Source organism: Bradyrhizobium sp. AZCC 2262 (assembly GCF_036924535.1).
Taxonomy (GTDB): domain Bacteria; phylum Pseudomonadota; class Alphaproteobacteria; order Rhizobiales; family Xanthobacteraceae; genus Bradyrhizobium.
The window spans coordinates 2,949,975-2,964,224 of the sequence record NZ_JAZHRT010000001.1 but is presented as its reverse complement, the minus strand read 5'-3'; the positions used below and the strand labels follow the sequence as shown (position 1 = coordinate 2,964,224).

Annotated in this window: 14 protein-coding genes; 4 read left to right on the top strand and 10 right to left on the bottom strand. The window is 61.6% G+C overall.

From position 1 onward, the window contains the following. Positions 1-463 precede the first annotated feature (463 nt). The 4 genes from V1283_RS13840 to V1283_RS13825 form a co-directional block, all read right to left on the bottom strand. Positions 464-1,192 carry a class I SAM-dependent methyltransferase gene (locus V1283_RS13840; protein ID WP_334387035.1) on the bottom strand — a complete coding sequence of 243 codons (729 nt, stop codon included), beginning with the start codon at positions 1,190-1,192 and terminating at the stop codon, positions 464-466. Positions 1,193-1,233: 41 nt separating this feature from the next. After that, on the bottom strand, positions 1,234-2,661 hold the full coding sequence (locus tag V1283_RS13835) for an amidase (protein ID WP_334387034.1): 1,428 nt from the start codon (positions 2,659-2,661) through the stop codon (positions 1,234-1,236). 123 nt (positions 2,662-2,784) lie between these two features. Next, positions 2,785-3,147: an ArsR/SmtB family transcription factor gene (locus V1283_RS13830; protein WP_334387033.1), complete on the bottom strand. Its 363-nt coding sequence runs from the start codon at positions 3,145-3,147 to the stop codon at positions 2,785-2,787. Further along, positions 3,147-3,809 (bottom strand): SRPBCC family protein, encoded by a 663-nt coding sequence (locus tag V1283_RS13825; RefSeq protein ID WP_334387032.1) that lies wholly within the window; start codon positions 3,807-3,809, stop codon positions 3,147-3,149. The genes V1283_RS13830 and V1283_RS13825 overlap by 1 nt, the downstream gene beginning before the upstream one ends. 1,058 nt (positions 3,810-4,867) lie before the next feature. On the opposite strand from V1283_RS13825, the gene V1283_RS13820 reads away from it, so the two are divergent. Together V1283_RS13820 and V1283_RS13815 are read left to right on the top strand one after the other, a co-directional pair. Continuing rightward, complete coding sequence (locus tag V1283_RS13820) at positions 4,868-5,098, top strand: AbrB/MazE/SpoVT family DNA-binding domain-containing protein (RefSeq protein WP_334387031.1); 231 nt, start codon at positions 4,868-4,870, stop codon at positions 5,096-5,098. Then, entirely contained in the window at positions 5,088-5,492 is a 405-nt protein-coding gene (locus tag V1283_RS13815) for a PIN domain-containing protein (protein WP_334387030.1), read from the top strand. Before V1283_RS13820 ends, V1283_RS13815 begins: the two co-directional genes overlap by 11 nt. A 119-nt stretch (positions 5,493-5,611) precedes the next feature. Here the strand turns inward: V1283_RS13815 and V1283_RS13810 are convergent, their stop codons facing one another. The 5 genes from V1283_RS13810 to V1283_RS13790 all read right to left on the bottom strand — a co-directional run bounded on the left by V1283_RS13810 (position 5,612) and on the right by V1283_RS13790 (position 10,752). Beyond that, positions 5,612-5,947 carry a hypothetical protein gene (locus V1283_RS13810; RefSeq protein ID WP_334387029.1) on the bottom strand — a complete coding sequence of 112 codons (336 nt, stop codon included), beginning with the start codon at positions 5,945-5,947 and terminating at the stop codon, positions 5,612-5,614. A gap of 40 nt (positions 5,948-5,987) precedes the next feature. Continuing rightward, on the bottom strand, positions 5,988-8,486 hold the full coding sequence (locus V1283_RS13805) for a DEAD/DEAH box helicase (protein WP_334387028.1): 2,499 nt from the start codon (positions 8,484-8,486) through the stop codon (positions 5,988-5,990). A gap of 287 nt (positions 8,487-8,773) precedes the next feature. Beyond that, positions 8,774-9,298: a hypothetical protein gene (locus V1283_RS13800; RefSeq protein ID WP_334387027.1), complete on the bottom strand. Its 525-nt coding sequence runs from the start codon at positions 9,296-9,298 to the stop codon at positions 8,774-8,776. 80 nt (positions 9,299-9,378) lie between these two features. Beyond that, positions 9,379-10,224, bottom strand: coding sequence for an MFS transporter (locus V1283_RS13795; RefSeq protein ID WP_334387026.1), 846 nt, complete (start codon positions 10,222-10,224; stop codon positions 9,379-9,381). A 42-nt stretch (positions 10,225-10,266) separates the two neighbouring features. Then, positions 10,267-10,752 (bottom strand): muconolactone Delta-isomerase family protein, encoded by a 486-nt coding sequence (locus tag V1283_RS13790; protein ID WP_334387025.1) that lies wholly within the window; start codon positions 10,750-10,752, stop codon positions 10,267-10,269. A gap of 78 nt (positions 10,753-10,830) precedes the next feature. On the opposite strand from V1283_RS13790, the gene V1283_RS13785 reads away from it, so the two are divergent. Then, positions 10,831-11,802: a LysR family transcriptional regulator gene (locus tag V1283_RS13785; RefSeq protein WP_334387024.1), complete on the top strand. Its 972-nt coding sequence runs from the start codon at positions 10,831-10,833 to the stop codon at positions 11,800-11,802. Positions 11,803-12,318: 516 nt separating this feature from the next. Here the strand turns inward: V1283_RS13785 and V1283_RS13780 are convergent. Next, positions 12,319-13,215 carry a LysR family transcriptional regulator gene (locus V1283_RS13780; RefSeq protein WP_334387023.1) on the bottom strand — a complete coding sequence of 299 codons (897 nt, stop codon included), beginning with the start codon at positions 13,213-13,215 and terminating at the stop codon, positions 12,319-12,321. A gap of 273 nt (positions 13,216-13,488) precedes the next feature. Here V1283_RS13780 and V1283_RS13775 point away from each other — a divergent pair, with 273 nt between their 5' ends. Beyond that, positions 13,489-14,223 (top strand): SDR family NAD(P)-dependent oxidoreductase, encoded by a 735-nt coding sequence (locus tag V1283_RS13775; protein ID WP_334387022.1) that lies wholly within the window; start codon positions 13,489-13,491, stop codon positions 14,221-14,223. The last annotated feature ends 27 nt before the right edge of the window (positions 14,224-14,250 follow it).

Genomic DNA, 14,250 nt, shown 5'->3' with positions numbered 1-14,250 from the left:
CATTAAGATTACGCCTTAACCAATAATTAAGTATGCCTTTGCGGGCACGAAAGGCACGGCTTAGCGTTTTAGGGATGCTGTTCAGTAACCTGCGAATGGTGAGTGCCATGGCCTATAGAACAACGTTTATCGCGTCTCTCGGTGTAGTCGCGCTTGTCCTTGCCGCGGGCGAGGCATTCGCCGATCCGGGAGCAGCGCGCGGTGCAGCGGTTGCTCCGGCGCGTCCGGCTTTCCCGTCATTCCCCCGATCGATACATAACCATCACCGGGGACCAGGCGCTTTCTGGCCGGCAGGTGGGGGAGTTTTCTATGGCCTACCACCGGATGCGGTCGACGAACCGGTGGTGGCTCCGCCGCTAAAGCAATCGGACGACCTCCGTTACACCTGCGTATATGATATTCCCTGGGACTACGTGCATCGTTGTCCGCAGTTTAGGTAATAGTTTTCGGAGCATGGTGTGCCCTACGAGCTGGGCCCGATCTTGCGGCCCGCTACGCCGGTTGCGCAGCCAAAGAAATATTTTGAGTATTCCACCTCGAGGCCGTGGCCGCGCAATATGTTTGCGAGCTCTGCCGAACTTCCGAAGTTGGTGCTGTAGGTGCCGATCATCGCGAAATCCTGTGCGCCGCGCAGGAAGATGCGCTCGATGAGCGGCAAGATCACCTTGAGATGAAACAGATATAGCGGCCGAAGCCACCACCCTTTCGGATCGGACGCCTCGATCATGGAGAACACGCCGCCGGGCTTCAGCACGCGCGCGATCAGGGCGGCCAGCCGCACATGCTGCTCGGGATTGAACGTCTTCAGGCCGAACGTGGAGATGACGAAGTCCACGCTCTCCGGCGGCAGATCGCTTGCCAGCACGTCATCCTCGATGAATTCGATCCGGTGGGCACGGTGGGCGTGAAGCCGCTCCATGGCGCGGCGGTGCATGCCGGAGGAGATGTCGACGGCCGTGATTGATCCAATATCGTCAAAGCGCTTCAACAGATGCGGCCAGACCTCGCCGGTCCCCGCCATCAGATCGTAGCCGCGCGCGCCGCCGGGCGGAGGCGCGGGCATCGCCGCCACGCATTGCTGGCGCCAGCGCTCGGTGAAACCGAACGAGCAGATCAGGCTGAAGGTGATGTAGCGATCCGAGCAGCGATCGAACACGGCCTTCACGAATTGGGGGTCGTAGATGTCGCTCATTGCGGCTTATGCCCTCACTGCCACTCGATTATCCCGGTGTATCACAGGTATTGTTTTTCCGTGTGAAGAGGGTCGCTTGCGCCAAGACCCGGCCGCGCACCGGTGGCGCAGGCCTGCTCGACGCAGTGGCTCGCCCGAAAAATGTTCGGCTCGGCGAACATCGGCCCCACGATCTGCAATCCGATCGGCAGACCCCCGACAAACCCGCAAGGCACCGAGGCCGCAGGCTGACGGGTGAGGTTGAACGGCCAGGTCAACGGCGTCCAATCGAACCATTGCGGGAAGCGCGTGACGTCGGGCGTATCGACGCCGGCCGCGAAGGCGGTGATGGGAACGGTCGGCGTCAGCAGCAGATCATAATCCTGATGAAACAGTTGCATCTTCTGGCTCAGCGCGCGCATCTCGGCATAGGCCGCCTGCAATTGGATCGCGGAAATATTTTGGGCTGATATGACCAGCCGCAGCAGCCCCGGATCGAGCGCCGCCAATTGCGCGCCGTCGAAATCACGCACCAATGCGGCATGCGATGCGCCCCAGATCACTTCCAGCACCGGCTGCGCACCGGAAAGATCGAGAGCAACACTTTGCACGTCTGCACCGGCCTTCACCAGCGCGTCGATCGCCGGCTGCATGCCGGCCACGACGGCAGGCTCAGCGACCGGAAAGCCGAGACCGGGCGACCATGCGATGCGCATGCCCGCCACCCCGACGTCGAGGCCGTCGAGATAATCGATGCCGCGATAGGGAATGGCGAAGGAATCACGCACGTCCGGCCGCGTCAGTACGTTCAACAGCAAGGCGCTGTCAGCGACATCGCGCGACAGGCCGCCATAGACCGCCAGCGTGCCCATTGGGCCCAGGAAATTCGGCACCACGCCGTAGCTCGGCTTCAACCCGAACACGCCGCTGAACGCCGCAGGAATCCGGATCGAGCCGCCGCCATCGCCGCCGGTGGCCAGCGGCACGACGCCAGCCGCCACCAATGCGGCCGAGCCGCCGCTGGAGCCGCCGGGCGTGCGGGATGTATCCCAAGGGTTATGCGTGATGCCGGTCAGCGGGCCATGCGTGATGCCCTTCCAGCCGAATTCGGGAGTTGCTGTCTTGCAGAAGAACACGGCGTCGGCCTCACGCAGGCGGGCGACACCGGGCGTATCCTCCGTGCTCGGCGCTGATGCCGTCGCGTGCGAGCCGATGCGCGTCGGCCAGCCCGCAACATGCGCCGTGTCCTTGATGGCGACAGGAACGCCGTCGAGCGGCCCGAGCGGCGCACCGCGACGCCAACGTTCCGCCGAGTCTGCGGCCAGACGCCGCCCCTGCGCTTCATCCAGCAGGCAGATGGCATTGAGAGCCGGATTGACCGCGTGCAGTTGCGCCAGCGTGGCTTCCAGCACATCGACCGGCGACAGATCGCTTTTGGCGAAGCGCCGCGTCATCTCGCGGGCGGAAAGCCAGTTCAAATCGTCAGACATGCCGCCCGATCCGAAAATGTGGTGAAGCCTTCGAATACTGCGCCGAACATGCCACGACAGGCAGTGCGCCGCAGCCCCTCAGCCAGAATGGCAGACCTGCCGCACGTTCGTGCGCGATCTCCCTCAAGCCCTCTTCCCGGGACGTTTGGTCATTGGCGCATTTCGTCGCTCGCGTTTGCCTCGCGCGATCTCCGTCGCCAGCGCGTCGAGCTTCGGCTCCCAAAAGCTCCTGAACTGGCCGATCCACGCATCCACCGCCTGAAGCCCCGCGGCATCCACCGAATAGAGCCGTCTTTGCGCGTCCGCCCGGACCCTTGCAAAGCCATTCTCGCGCAGCACCTTCAGATGCTGCGACACCGCCGCCTGCGTGATCCCGAACTCGGCCCCGATCGCTTCCACCACTTCGCCGGACGCCATTTCGCCCGGACCGATCAGTTCGAGGATGCGACGGCGCACCGGATCGGAAAGGACTTCGAAGACGTGCATCAGCTTCCTGTGCCCGGGTGCGCCATATCAGGCGGGATCTCGCCGCGATAGAAAGCGATGGTCCGGTCCGACCGCTCCTTGGCCGAGGCCGGATCGACGCCGCTCGCGACATGGGCCGCACGCCAAAACTCACCGCTCTCTGTCATGAACGCCTTGCCGTCTGGAGAGCCCATCCACGCCTCGGCCGTTTCATGATCGACCGACGCCCCCGTCGCAAGATACCGCTCAAGTCCTGCGAGGGCGAGGTCCCAACCGATACCCACCGCGCCTGGACCGAACTGGTTCCAATGATCCTCGATAACAGCGGTGTGCTCAAGCGTCAGCCGCGCCTTGTCGCGTTCCGCCGCCAGCTTGACGTCGATCCAGCTCGTCCCGCCGCCGAATTCCCACGTCGTTGCAAAATGATCAGGCGGCGTACACGCCGTGATGGTCCCGCCGGCATTCCCCTTGAGCTGGTACCTTCCGCCCAACTGGAGATCTCCCTCGACCGGCAAAAACCAGCGCGGGATGCGTTCCTTGCTGGTCAGTGCGTCCCAGAGGTCATCGACATCAGTGTCGTAAAGCCGTGTCAGCGTCACCGCGCTTGCTGCTTTCCCATCCTTTTCAAAATTGCGCACCGAGCGCGTGACGAGTCCCAATACCCTGGCGACGTCGATCTGCATTCCGTCCTCCTTGTTCTTTCCAGGCAAGGAATATCGGTCTTGGCTTATATAAGTCAATACTTTTAATACAACCGAGCATGCATCGGTACGCCGCAGTCTCGCCACGTCGTTGCGAGGATTGCTTCCGCCTTCGCCGAGGCTTCGGCGGACAAGTCGTCGCTTCGCTCCCTTGCGCAAGCGCTTCGCGTTTTATCGCAGGCAATGACGGGTGGATACAGTTTCGCGATCTCGCGACATGTTTTGCCCGAGCTTTGCATCTTTTCGCCCTCTCATTCAGAGGGCGCGGGGAAGACCGGGTGCTTGCTGCACCCGAGGTCTCGTGTGCCGTTGCGCACAGCAAGAGATGCACACGAGCATACAGGTACAGCGGGGCATCCCGGCCTTCCCTGCGCAATGGCTTTACGGCTTACTTCGTGCTCTTCCCGGAGAACGGCTGTTTTGCCTCCGTCGCCGGCGAGACAGATCCCGCCAACTTGACGCCAGCACCGCGGCGCCCGAACCACACGACTTCGCCGTACGCGTCCGGCGCGCACGTCTGTCGCGCCATCAGCGTCCACCGCATCTCACCGCGCGTTCGTGACGTTCGCGAGCGCCCCTCATCCGCCGTGAGACGGGCGAAGTTATGCGGCTGATTTGGGCGAGAACGAAAGCGGAATATTTTTCAATCCCGGGCTTGACACGATTTCGGAAAATCCGAAGTGATTTGCCCGTCACCCTTTGTCGCGCTCGATGAGCCGACTCCGTCTTTGTGCCAACGGGTCGAATGCGCGCCCCGCGACGAACGCAATTGCGCTCGCACAGTGATGACAGGCTCCGCGAAGCAATCCATTTCACGGCTGGATTGCGTATGCATGAAGCAGCGCCAAGCAACGCGTGAGACACGGCCTTAAGTCCCCGTTGCAATTTGGTGCACTGGCACCGTAATTCCAAGCGGGCCAGCCAGCCGGAATACTCCAGTCGGTCTGGCAGCGGAACGCTGCCTACCCTCCTCATTGACATTTCACCATCAATAGATATACATTGTAAAATACGTATATCCTAGCGGATGGAGCGCAGGCATGCAGGTCGCAAAATGGGGGAACAGCCTCGCGGTTCGCCTTCCCGCCGTCGTGGTCGAAGCGCTCGGGCTCAAGGAAGGCGACGAGATCGAAATCCACGTCGCTGACGGGCAGCGGTTCGGCGTGGCGCGCAAGCCCGGGCGCGACGAGCTATTGAAACGTCTTCGCGCATTCCGCGGCCGTCTCCCTGCCGATTTCAGGTTCGACAGGGACGAGGCGAATGCCCGTTAGTTTTTTCGATACCAACGTCCTCATCTACCTCGCGTCCGGCGATGCCTCGAAGGCCGATCGGGCGGAAGCGACGATTGCCGGTGGCGGTTCAATCAGCGTGCAAGTTCTGAACGAACTTGCCAATGTGGCGCGCCGGAAAATGCAGATGACCTGGGACGAGACCCATGCATTGCTGAACACGTTGCGCGGCCTGCTGACAATTCATCCCGTCACCGTCGAGACCCACGAAGCCGGACTCCGAATCGCCGAACGATACGGCCTTTCACTTTATGATTCGATGATTGCCGCCTCGGCACTGGACGCCAGTTGCGACACGCTCTGGTCGGAGGACATGCAGCATGGCATGAAACTCGATGAGGGCTTACGCATCGCCAATCCGTTTCGTGGTAGATAGCGATTTCGCGGAGTAGGCTTCGCTATTCATTCTGCCCTACGGTCTTGTTGGTGCCGCGCTTCGCGGTCGCGCCGCTGTGCTCATGACCCCGAGCCAGACGTGGAGCAACGCCGCCGCCGTCACCCCTTCGCAGCGAAAGCAAGGAAGGAGCGAATGATCTCGCGCTTCTCTTCCGACAGACCGGAAAGGAGACTTTCATCCAGATGCCCCTCTCGAATGAGACGGGTAAAGACAAGAGGAAGTTGCGAGTACCGATAATCGAATGACTCATCGATCTCCCGCCGTTGCTGACGGAGATAGTCTTCGATCGCCCACATCTCGGAGGGCGTCGATGCGGCGTTAGCCTTTCGCTTGAATTCGGCCATTACCTTGGCGAGCGCCGATTCCAACGCGGTGTCGAAAGCCCTGCGCGCGATCTTCTTTTCAGACGGAGACCATTTGACATCATGAAACATTGCGGACCACCATCCAAGATGTTGGCAAAACGACGCGTCGTCACGCAATCTTGCCGCGCAGGCCGTCCGCGAGTGCGGAAAGTGCATTGGCAAGTTGTCGGGCAGTTTCCGGTGGCGGCAGCGGCATTTTGAGGCTTTGCGCGCCAGTTTCCGGGTCGCGCTCGATCCAGGGATGCGCAGCGGCCTTGGGATCAGCCTTGGGATCGTTGGCAGCCGCCAGTGCGGCAACGAACTGCGCGCCGACCTGCAGCAGGGCTTGCCACGGATCGGGAGCCGCATCTTGAGGCGGCGTCCCGGCCCCATCAGTCCGCGCCGTCTCGCCAGCGCGAATATTCCCGTCAGCCTTTATGTCTTTCGCTGGGCCTGCATCCTCATCAGCAGCAATGCTCCCCACCTCCTCAGCCGGTGTCACCGCTTCGCCCTCTCCCATGCTTCCGGTGACGCTTTCCACATCCTTCATGAAGCGGTTGAGACGTGAACCGCCAAGCGAAATCTCGCCACTGCCGCCGTCGAGAATTCCCGCCGACAACGAACGCTTGAACGCCAGCACAGAAAGCATGCCCTCCTCGATGGTGCCCTTTGCCACGAAATTGATGACCCGCACCGGCCGCGTCTGGCCCATGCGATGGATGCGCGCGATGCGCTGTTCGAGGATTGCCGGATTCCACGGCAAGTCCATGTTCACCAGGGTCGAAGCATGCTGCAGATTGAGCCCCGTACTGCCGGCATCGGTGGAGAGGAACACGCGGCAGGTGGGGTCGTCGCGAAACCGTTCGATCAGTGCCGGCCGCTTGTCCGATGGCACGCCGCCGTGGAAGCTGACATAGCCCAGCCCATGCGCCTCGAGACGACGGATGACGATGTCGTGGGTCCGCGTCCACTGCGAAAACACCACCACCTTGGCCTCGGGATCGACGAACAAATCGTCGAGCAGTGCCGCCAATTCGTCGGCCTTGACGCCGTGGTCGGTTTCCTGGTCCAGCAGATAGGTGCTGTTGCACGACATGCGCATGTTCTGCAGGGCAATCATCAGCCGCCGCTGATCAATGTCGGACAGAAACCTGGTCTTGCGCCAGCGCCGGACGATTTTCGCCACCTCGTCGGCGTTTCCCTGATGGAATTCCATCTGCATTTCGGTCATCGGCACCAGCAGGTTCTGGTCGGTCCGGCTGGGCAATTGCCGCAGCACCTCGGATTTGCGGCGGCGGATCATGACCGTCGCCAGCGTTTGGCCGATCTTGTCCAGTCCGGTATAGCCGGTGACGCGCCCGGCTTCGTCCTTGACCTGATGCTCGTGCAGCAGCTTCCAGGTCGGCCCCAGCCGATGCTGATCGACGAACTGGACGATGGAGATCAGTTCCTCGAGCTTGTTTTCCAGGGGCGTACCGGTCAGCACGATTGCGTAGGAACTATCGATACGTTTCAGGGCGCGTGCCGCAATCGTGTTCCAGTTTTTCACCCGTTGCGCTTCATCGACGATGACCAGTTCGGGCGCCCACGCGGCGATCTGGTCGAGATCGGGCTTGAGCTTCTCGTAGTTTGTGATCTTGCAGAAGTCGTCCAGGGCATAGTCCCTCAGCCGCTGCGCCCGGCCGCCGCTAATGACGCGCGCCGCATTTTTGCTCTTCCGTCCCGAGAAGCGCGCAATCTCGCTTTGCCACTGATATTTGAGCGAGGTCGGGCAGATCACCAGAACTTTCGAGACGCCAAAATGCCGTGCCAGTATTTCGGTCGCGGCAATCGCCTGTATGGTCTTGCCAAGCCCCATGTCGTCGCCGATCAGCGCCCGGCCGGCTCGTACCGCAAACAGTGCGCCCTCGGCTTGATAGGGATAGAGCGGGACCTTCAGAAGCGCCCGCAGCTTGGGATCGGCTGCACTGCGCGGGAATAGCTGCGCCAGCCTGGAGGCCCGCCGATCCGCGTCCCGCCGTCCCGCGACGAAATCGAGCGCATCGTCATAAGCGCGCAGCTCATGACCGCACTTCGATGCCATTGTCATAAAGCGTTCCAGTTCGCCGAAACGCTCCTCCGGCAGCGTTCCGTCGCGATCGGAGTCGAACATGTCGGCGGCTGCCTCGCGCACCGCCGGCGGGCAATCCGTTCCGGCGCGAAAATGCACGCGGCGTTTGCCCTCATTGCGCAAATAAAGTTCGGAAAATGCAGGCTGGTAGCCGCGCGTGAACGCCGCCTTTGCGCCGCGCTTTTTCTCCAGCTTCGCAAGCGTGAATTCGAGGTGCTTGCAGGTCCCCAGTTCGCTGGTGGCGTAATCGGGGCAAGAACAGAAATTGCCGCCCGGCCCCAAGCCTCGAATCGCGACGCGATAGCTGGACTTCGACGCTGGATTGCTGACCCGAAACTCGGAGAAAAACGGTTCGCCGGTCAGGTTCTCAAGCCCGAAGGCCTGCTCGCGGCCGAACTGTCGGCGCAAGCTGCGTTGCCAGTCCACCGGCGACAGATCGGCTGGAGCATGGGTGCGGGAAAGCTTGGGTTCCCTGATCGACTTGGCAACGAGTTTCGGTTTTCGGCGCGCGGATTTCATCGAAGCACATTCCATTCGCAAAAGGGCCCCGGAGAGAGCGATCTTCCAAGGCAGACAGCGAAGCGGAGATTACCGGGCCAGCTAGCCCGATCCAAATAGTCTTTCAGGGTGTGGGTCCGCATTCTCGCGGCGCGTCGCGCCCGAGCTTTGCATCTTCTTTGCTCTCCTCTTGTTCAGAGGGCGCAGGGAGGACCGGGTGCTTGCTGCACCCGCGGTCTCGCGTGCGATTTGCGCAAACAAAAATGCACACGAGCATACAGGGCAGCGCCTGCGGCTCGGTCGCGGGTCTAAGATGCGGCGGCATCGCCAGCCGGGGCCCGGGCAGCCTCGGACCGAGGACGCAGCAGCAAATAGAAAGCAGTAACGTGGGTGATCATCAATATGGGCACGTAGATGATCGGGATCGCGTAGGTGGCGGCCAGTTCGCCAGCTTTCGCAGGGAGGTCGACCTGGACCGCGTGGTAATAGTCGAGGATCAGGTCAACAAACCCCACGAGGTTGAAGGCGGCGACGAATAGCCAAAACAGCGGACGGATCCTGACCGTGAGAAGCGCCAGCATGGCCAGCACGCCGGTAGCAAAATCCCAGTAGGCGGCGAATACGGCGAAGCTGGCGGGCAGATTGGGACTGACCACGCCAGGAAGAATAAAGACGAGCCCGAAGAAGCGGAAGCTGTGCAGCGTGGCGATCGCGCGTTGCGCTTCGACCTGGTCCATCGCTTTGAGCCAAGGCCAAACGTACACGCCAAAGCAAAGCAGCCACGCGACGTAGCCGAACACGAGGTGTATTTGGAACAGGGCTTCCGAGGACATGTGAGCTCCGATCGCGGGTTTACGAGCTTCGAAGGAAGTCGATCATGGCGCGTTATTCGCCTGAGGCCCGTAGGCTTCGTCTAGCGCCCGAGAGCCTTCGTCCGACCACGGCGGCGCAGCTGGCGCAGCGATAGCGCGTGCAGCAGAATCGAGCCTGGCACCACAAAAGCGGGGGTCAGCACATTGGGATAACCGTCTAGGCCGATGCTCGGGCCATTTAGAACGATCAGTTGGAGCGCGCCGGGCGAGATGATCATTCCCAAGGCGATCGCGACGGCGAGGTCCGCGAGGCCGAAGATGTTCCAGAGGATCGCCGCTCTCCGCCCCTCAGTCGTGCCGGTCGCCAGGGCGATCGCTGCCGGCGCGGCGAACAGACCGGTCAGCACATCGCCAGTTCCTGCCGGCAATGCCCATAGGCCGGGCAGCAGCCCACTTAGCCAATAAACGAGCCATTGGCTGCCAAAGACCCGGTAAAGCTGAAGAACGACGAGCCACGTCGTCGGCATCGCATCGAGCATCTGTCCCACCCGCTTCGATAACAGCAACAGCGGAGCGCCGATGATCACCGGCAGTAAGATCGCCAATGGCAGCAACGGTAAGGGAGAGGCACCCGTGCGGAAAACACCATTGATGGCGGCGGTCCAGGCGACAGCGGCCCACAGCGTGAACGGGACCATGATCGCCAGCCAAGTCGTGCGACGCTGGTCCGGAGTGAGGTCGGTCCGTTCGAGGCCGAGCCACAAGCCGAGCGCGATGAGTCCATGGACCATCAGCCGAACGGCCAAGGCCGGAAGGCCGCCCGCCAGAAGCGCTGGTAGCGAGTAGATCAACCACGTCCACAGTGCCGTGAATGCGACGGTCCAAAGCAGGCCACGCCAAGCAGGACGCGACGAGACGATTGCTGCGGGAACAGCGGCAGGGGTCATCGGCGCTCCTCCATATGGGTCTCGTCCCTTCATTGCTGGCGCTCAGGGATTGGCCATGAGCAAGCGGAGCGGCATAAGCGGACCGACTGCGATGTACTCGTGGTCCATGAGATTTTGCTTGGCCAGTGGAAGGTCCTCCATGATCGCGTGTGCCTCGGCGACATCCCTGACATCCAGCAAGAAAACGGCGCCGCGCCCATCGGCCCGCGAATACCATTCACGAACCTTCCCATTGAGATAGAGCTGCACGGTCTGCCTGATTTCAGCCGGCATGACGGCCATGACTTGTTCGCGTGTGACGCCCTCCTTCACAGTAACGATGACCATCACCCCGGTGGTTACGGGCGAGATGGCTTGTGCTTGGGCAAGGGATGGATGGGCCATGGAAGAAGCGCCTATCAGAGTTAGGGTGAATGCTAGGGCGACGTCACGGATTGCTTTCATCGGTCTCGTTTCTCGGATCACGGCGGCCACCTTTGTTCTTTGCGATAGCCCCATGATGATGTCGCGAATGTTAGGGCTCGACATCAGCGGTGCTTCCTGATTTGCAACTCAGATCTAAGACCGCTTTCCACGATCGACTATTCGCGATAATGTCGACGGGTTATGAAGCGGAACTTCACAGTCAGACAAGGCGCGCTCGACGGCGTAGAGGCGTTCCTGAGCGTTGGCCAGCACCGCAGTTTTCGCAAAGCGGCCGCGGAACTAGGGGTAACCCCGTCAGCGATCAGCCAGGCGGTCCGCACCCTTGAGGCGCGCATTGGCGCAGCGCTGTTCATACGCACAACGCGCAGTGTCGGCCTGACCGAGGCCGGCGAACGATTCCTTTCACGCGCAAAGCCAGCCTTCGAGGAGCTAGTTGCCGCAAGCGAGGTTGCGCGCGATCTTGGGCAGCGGCCTGCCGGATTGTTGCGCCTATCGGTACCGCGGGCGGTGGTGCCGATCCTGCTGGAGCCGCTGATCGCATCCTTCTGCCAAGCCTATCCCGAGGTCGAGGTGGAGATCGCGGCAAGCAAGGAGTTGATCGACCTCGCGGCCGAAGGGTTTGACGCCGGCATCCGGCTCGGCCAGTTCATCGCTGCCGACATGGTCGCGGTACGGCTGACGCGGCCGTTCCCGTTCGTGGTCGTCGGCAGCCCCGATTATCTACGCCGGCGGAAGCGGCCGGAACGCATCGACGATCTGCGTCAGCATGCCTGCCTGCGCATCCGCCGCTCGAACGGGTCGATCGCGCCCTGGTCTTTTGTCGATGGCAACGAGACGGTCGAAGCGATCGTCTCGGGGCCGCTGATAGCCAACGACTTTCCCACCATGCTTGGCGCGGCCATCGAAGGCGTGGGTCTTGCGCAAGTGCCTGGACCGATCGCTGCTGGACCGGTGAAAGCGGGAAAACTCGTACACGTCCTGGAGCCGTTCGCGCTGATGGCGCCGGGTGTGTTTCTCTATTATCCCAGTCGCCATCAAATGATGCCGAAACTGCGAGCCTTCATCGATCACGTGAAGAGCCGCTCGGGCGCTGCCAACAAAACCCGGGTTCACAGTGATGACAAGCGAATACGCAGGATGAAAATGCGCTGACGTGGGCAGCGCGGACCGGAATAGATTGAAGTTACTCAGCAACGCAGACTACTATCGCGTGCTATCGCAGAGACAACATCGCATCTAATACGCCACTCGAACCTACTCTACTCGATAGTACTCGCCCCTCACTCCCACTCGATTGTTCCGAAGCATCGTAACGCATTGATCCATCGAGGAAAAGCTTTCCGCTGACGACGAAGAACCGTATCCCGGATCCGTCAGAAATTCTCGCTCTTGAATTCAGAGGAGAATTTCGGCGATCCGCGATTTGCTCGGTTTCAAAGACTATCGATATCGGTTGGTCTATTTTCCTCGGAGTTCTCCGCAAAAGCGGCGTCTCCAGCCTGCCAAAAAGACCGTCAGCGATGGTGAAGTCCGTCGCCGTCAGTAGTGTGGCCCTCGCGCCGGTTGCGATACGGCGAAACATTCGCGGATTGAACGACGGCGCTTCAAGCGATTGCAGCTCGGCTTCCGACCGGATTACGGCAAGCGTCGCCGGCGACCTGCCGGGCGTCAGTCGCGCGATATGGACAGCCCCGCGAGAAGCGGAGCGTACGCGGCGAGCCTGCGGGATACAAACTCCGTGAAGAGCCGCACGCGCTTCGTCTTGCGTGTCTCCCCCTGTGTGAGGAGCCAAACCGTTCCGTACATGTGCAGGTCGGTACCCGGCACCCTCACCAGTAGGGGGTCGGCATCGCCAACGAAGCACGGCAGTGTCGTCATCCCGAGCCCTTGCCGTACAGCAACGATCTGCGCCTCGGCGTCCGTGGTCCTGAATGGAACCCCCGTGGTGCGAACCTCACCCTCGCTGGCCCAGTCCGGGATTCCATGAATGCTTATGACGATCCACCGGATGGGATCAGGCGCGCCCGCACGCCACGCGGCTAGTCCATCGCAGGACATGTAGATGCCGCCGAACAGCTCCGGTCCCTTCATGCCGTGAAGATTGAGCGGCAGGGTTTTGCGGTCGTAGACGACGCGGATCGCGACGTCGGCCTCTCGGTTGGTCAGATTTGCCAGCTCGCCCGACGACAGGATTTCCATCTCGATGTCCGGATGCAGACGCGCGAAATCGGCGAAGTCCGGCATGAGCAGGTGTGTCGCGAGGGGCGGCGCCAGCGTCACCCGCAGACGCCCGCGCACGCTCTGGTCGCGCCCGAAGACGCGCGTCTCCAGCAGGTGCGACGACGCTTCCATCTGGTCCGCGAACTCGAGGACCTCCTCGCCCGCAGCCGTCAGGCGGTAGCCCGAAGGCAGCTTTTCGAACATGTGGACCCCGAGGCGTTCCTCGAGCTGGGCGATGCGTCGCAGCACGGTCGCGTGGTTCACACCGAGGCGCTCGGCGGCAGCCCGCACCGAGCCTCCGCGCGCGACGGCAAGAAAGTAGCGAACGTCATCCCAGTCGATCATGGTGCAATCCCGCACCGCGCGGTGCGCCTTCCAAAGCCCGCATCTAACACATCGAACAGCAGTACGGGCGGTTATCATAGCCTATGCCGACAAGCACGACCCAATTTCGAACGGCGGACACCGATCATCGCGGCTGGCGTCAGTCGTCCAGCCGGATCGATTTCGCACCACCGATGTGCGCGCTTCTGCACTCAACGCCTGACGCCGACGGACCTATGTCGAGGTTCTCGGGGGCGTCCCCGAACGACCAAAGACGGAGTCTGAAAGGAAGTCATGGGAAAGCTTGAGGGTAAGGTTGCAGTCATCACGGGTGGATCGAGCGGTATGGCACTGGCGAGCGCCAAGCGGTTCGTTGAAGAAGGCGCCTATGTTTTCATCACGGGCCGGAGGCAGGAGGCGCTCGACGAGGCCGTCAAGCTGATTGGCCGGAACGTGACCGGCGTGCGCGGCGACGCGGCCAATCTCGACGACCTCGACCGCCTGTTCGATACGGTCAAGCGGGTAAAGGGCAAGATCGACATCCTGTACGCGAGCGCCGGCATGGGCGAAGCCGTACCACTGGGCGAAATTACCGAGCAACACTTCGATGCGGCCTTCGGCCTGAATGCGCGCGGCACACTGTTTACGATTCAGAAGGCGTTGCCGCTGTTCAACGATGGCGGATCGATCTTCATGACCGGGTCAGTTGCTTCGGTGAAAGGTTTTCCTGGTTACGGCGTGTATGCGGCGAGCAAGGCGGCGTTGCGCTCATTCGCACGCACTTGGCTCAACGAACTGAAGGGCAGGAATATCCGGGTGAACGTGCTGAGCCCGGGGCCGATCGCCACACCGATGCAGGACCAAGTTCTCACCGAGGAGGCGAAGCGGATGTTCGAATCCCTGATCCCGCGGGGAAAGATGGGTCGTCCTGAGGAAATTGCGGCGGTCGCGCTGTTTCTTGCTTCAGACGATTCGAGCTTCGTGAATGGGGTGGAGTTGTCTGTCGACGGCGGCTTCTCGGCCATCTGAAGGGCCGGGGAATCAATATCAACACGG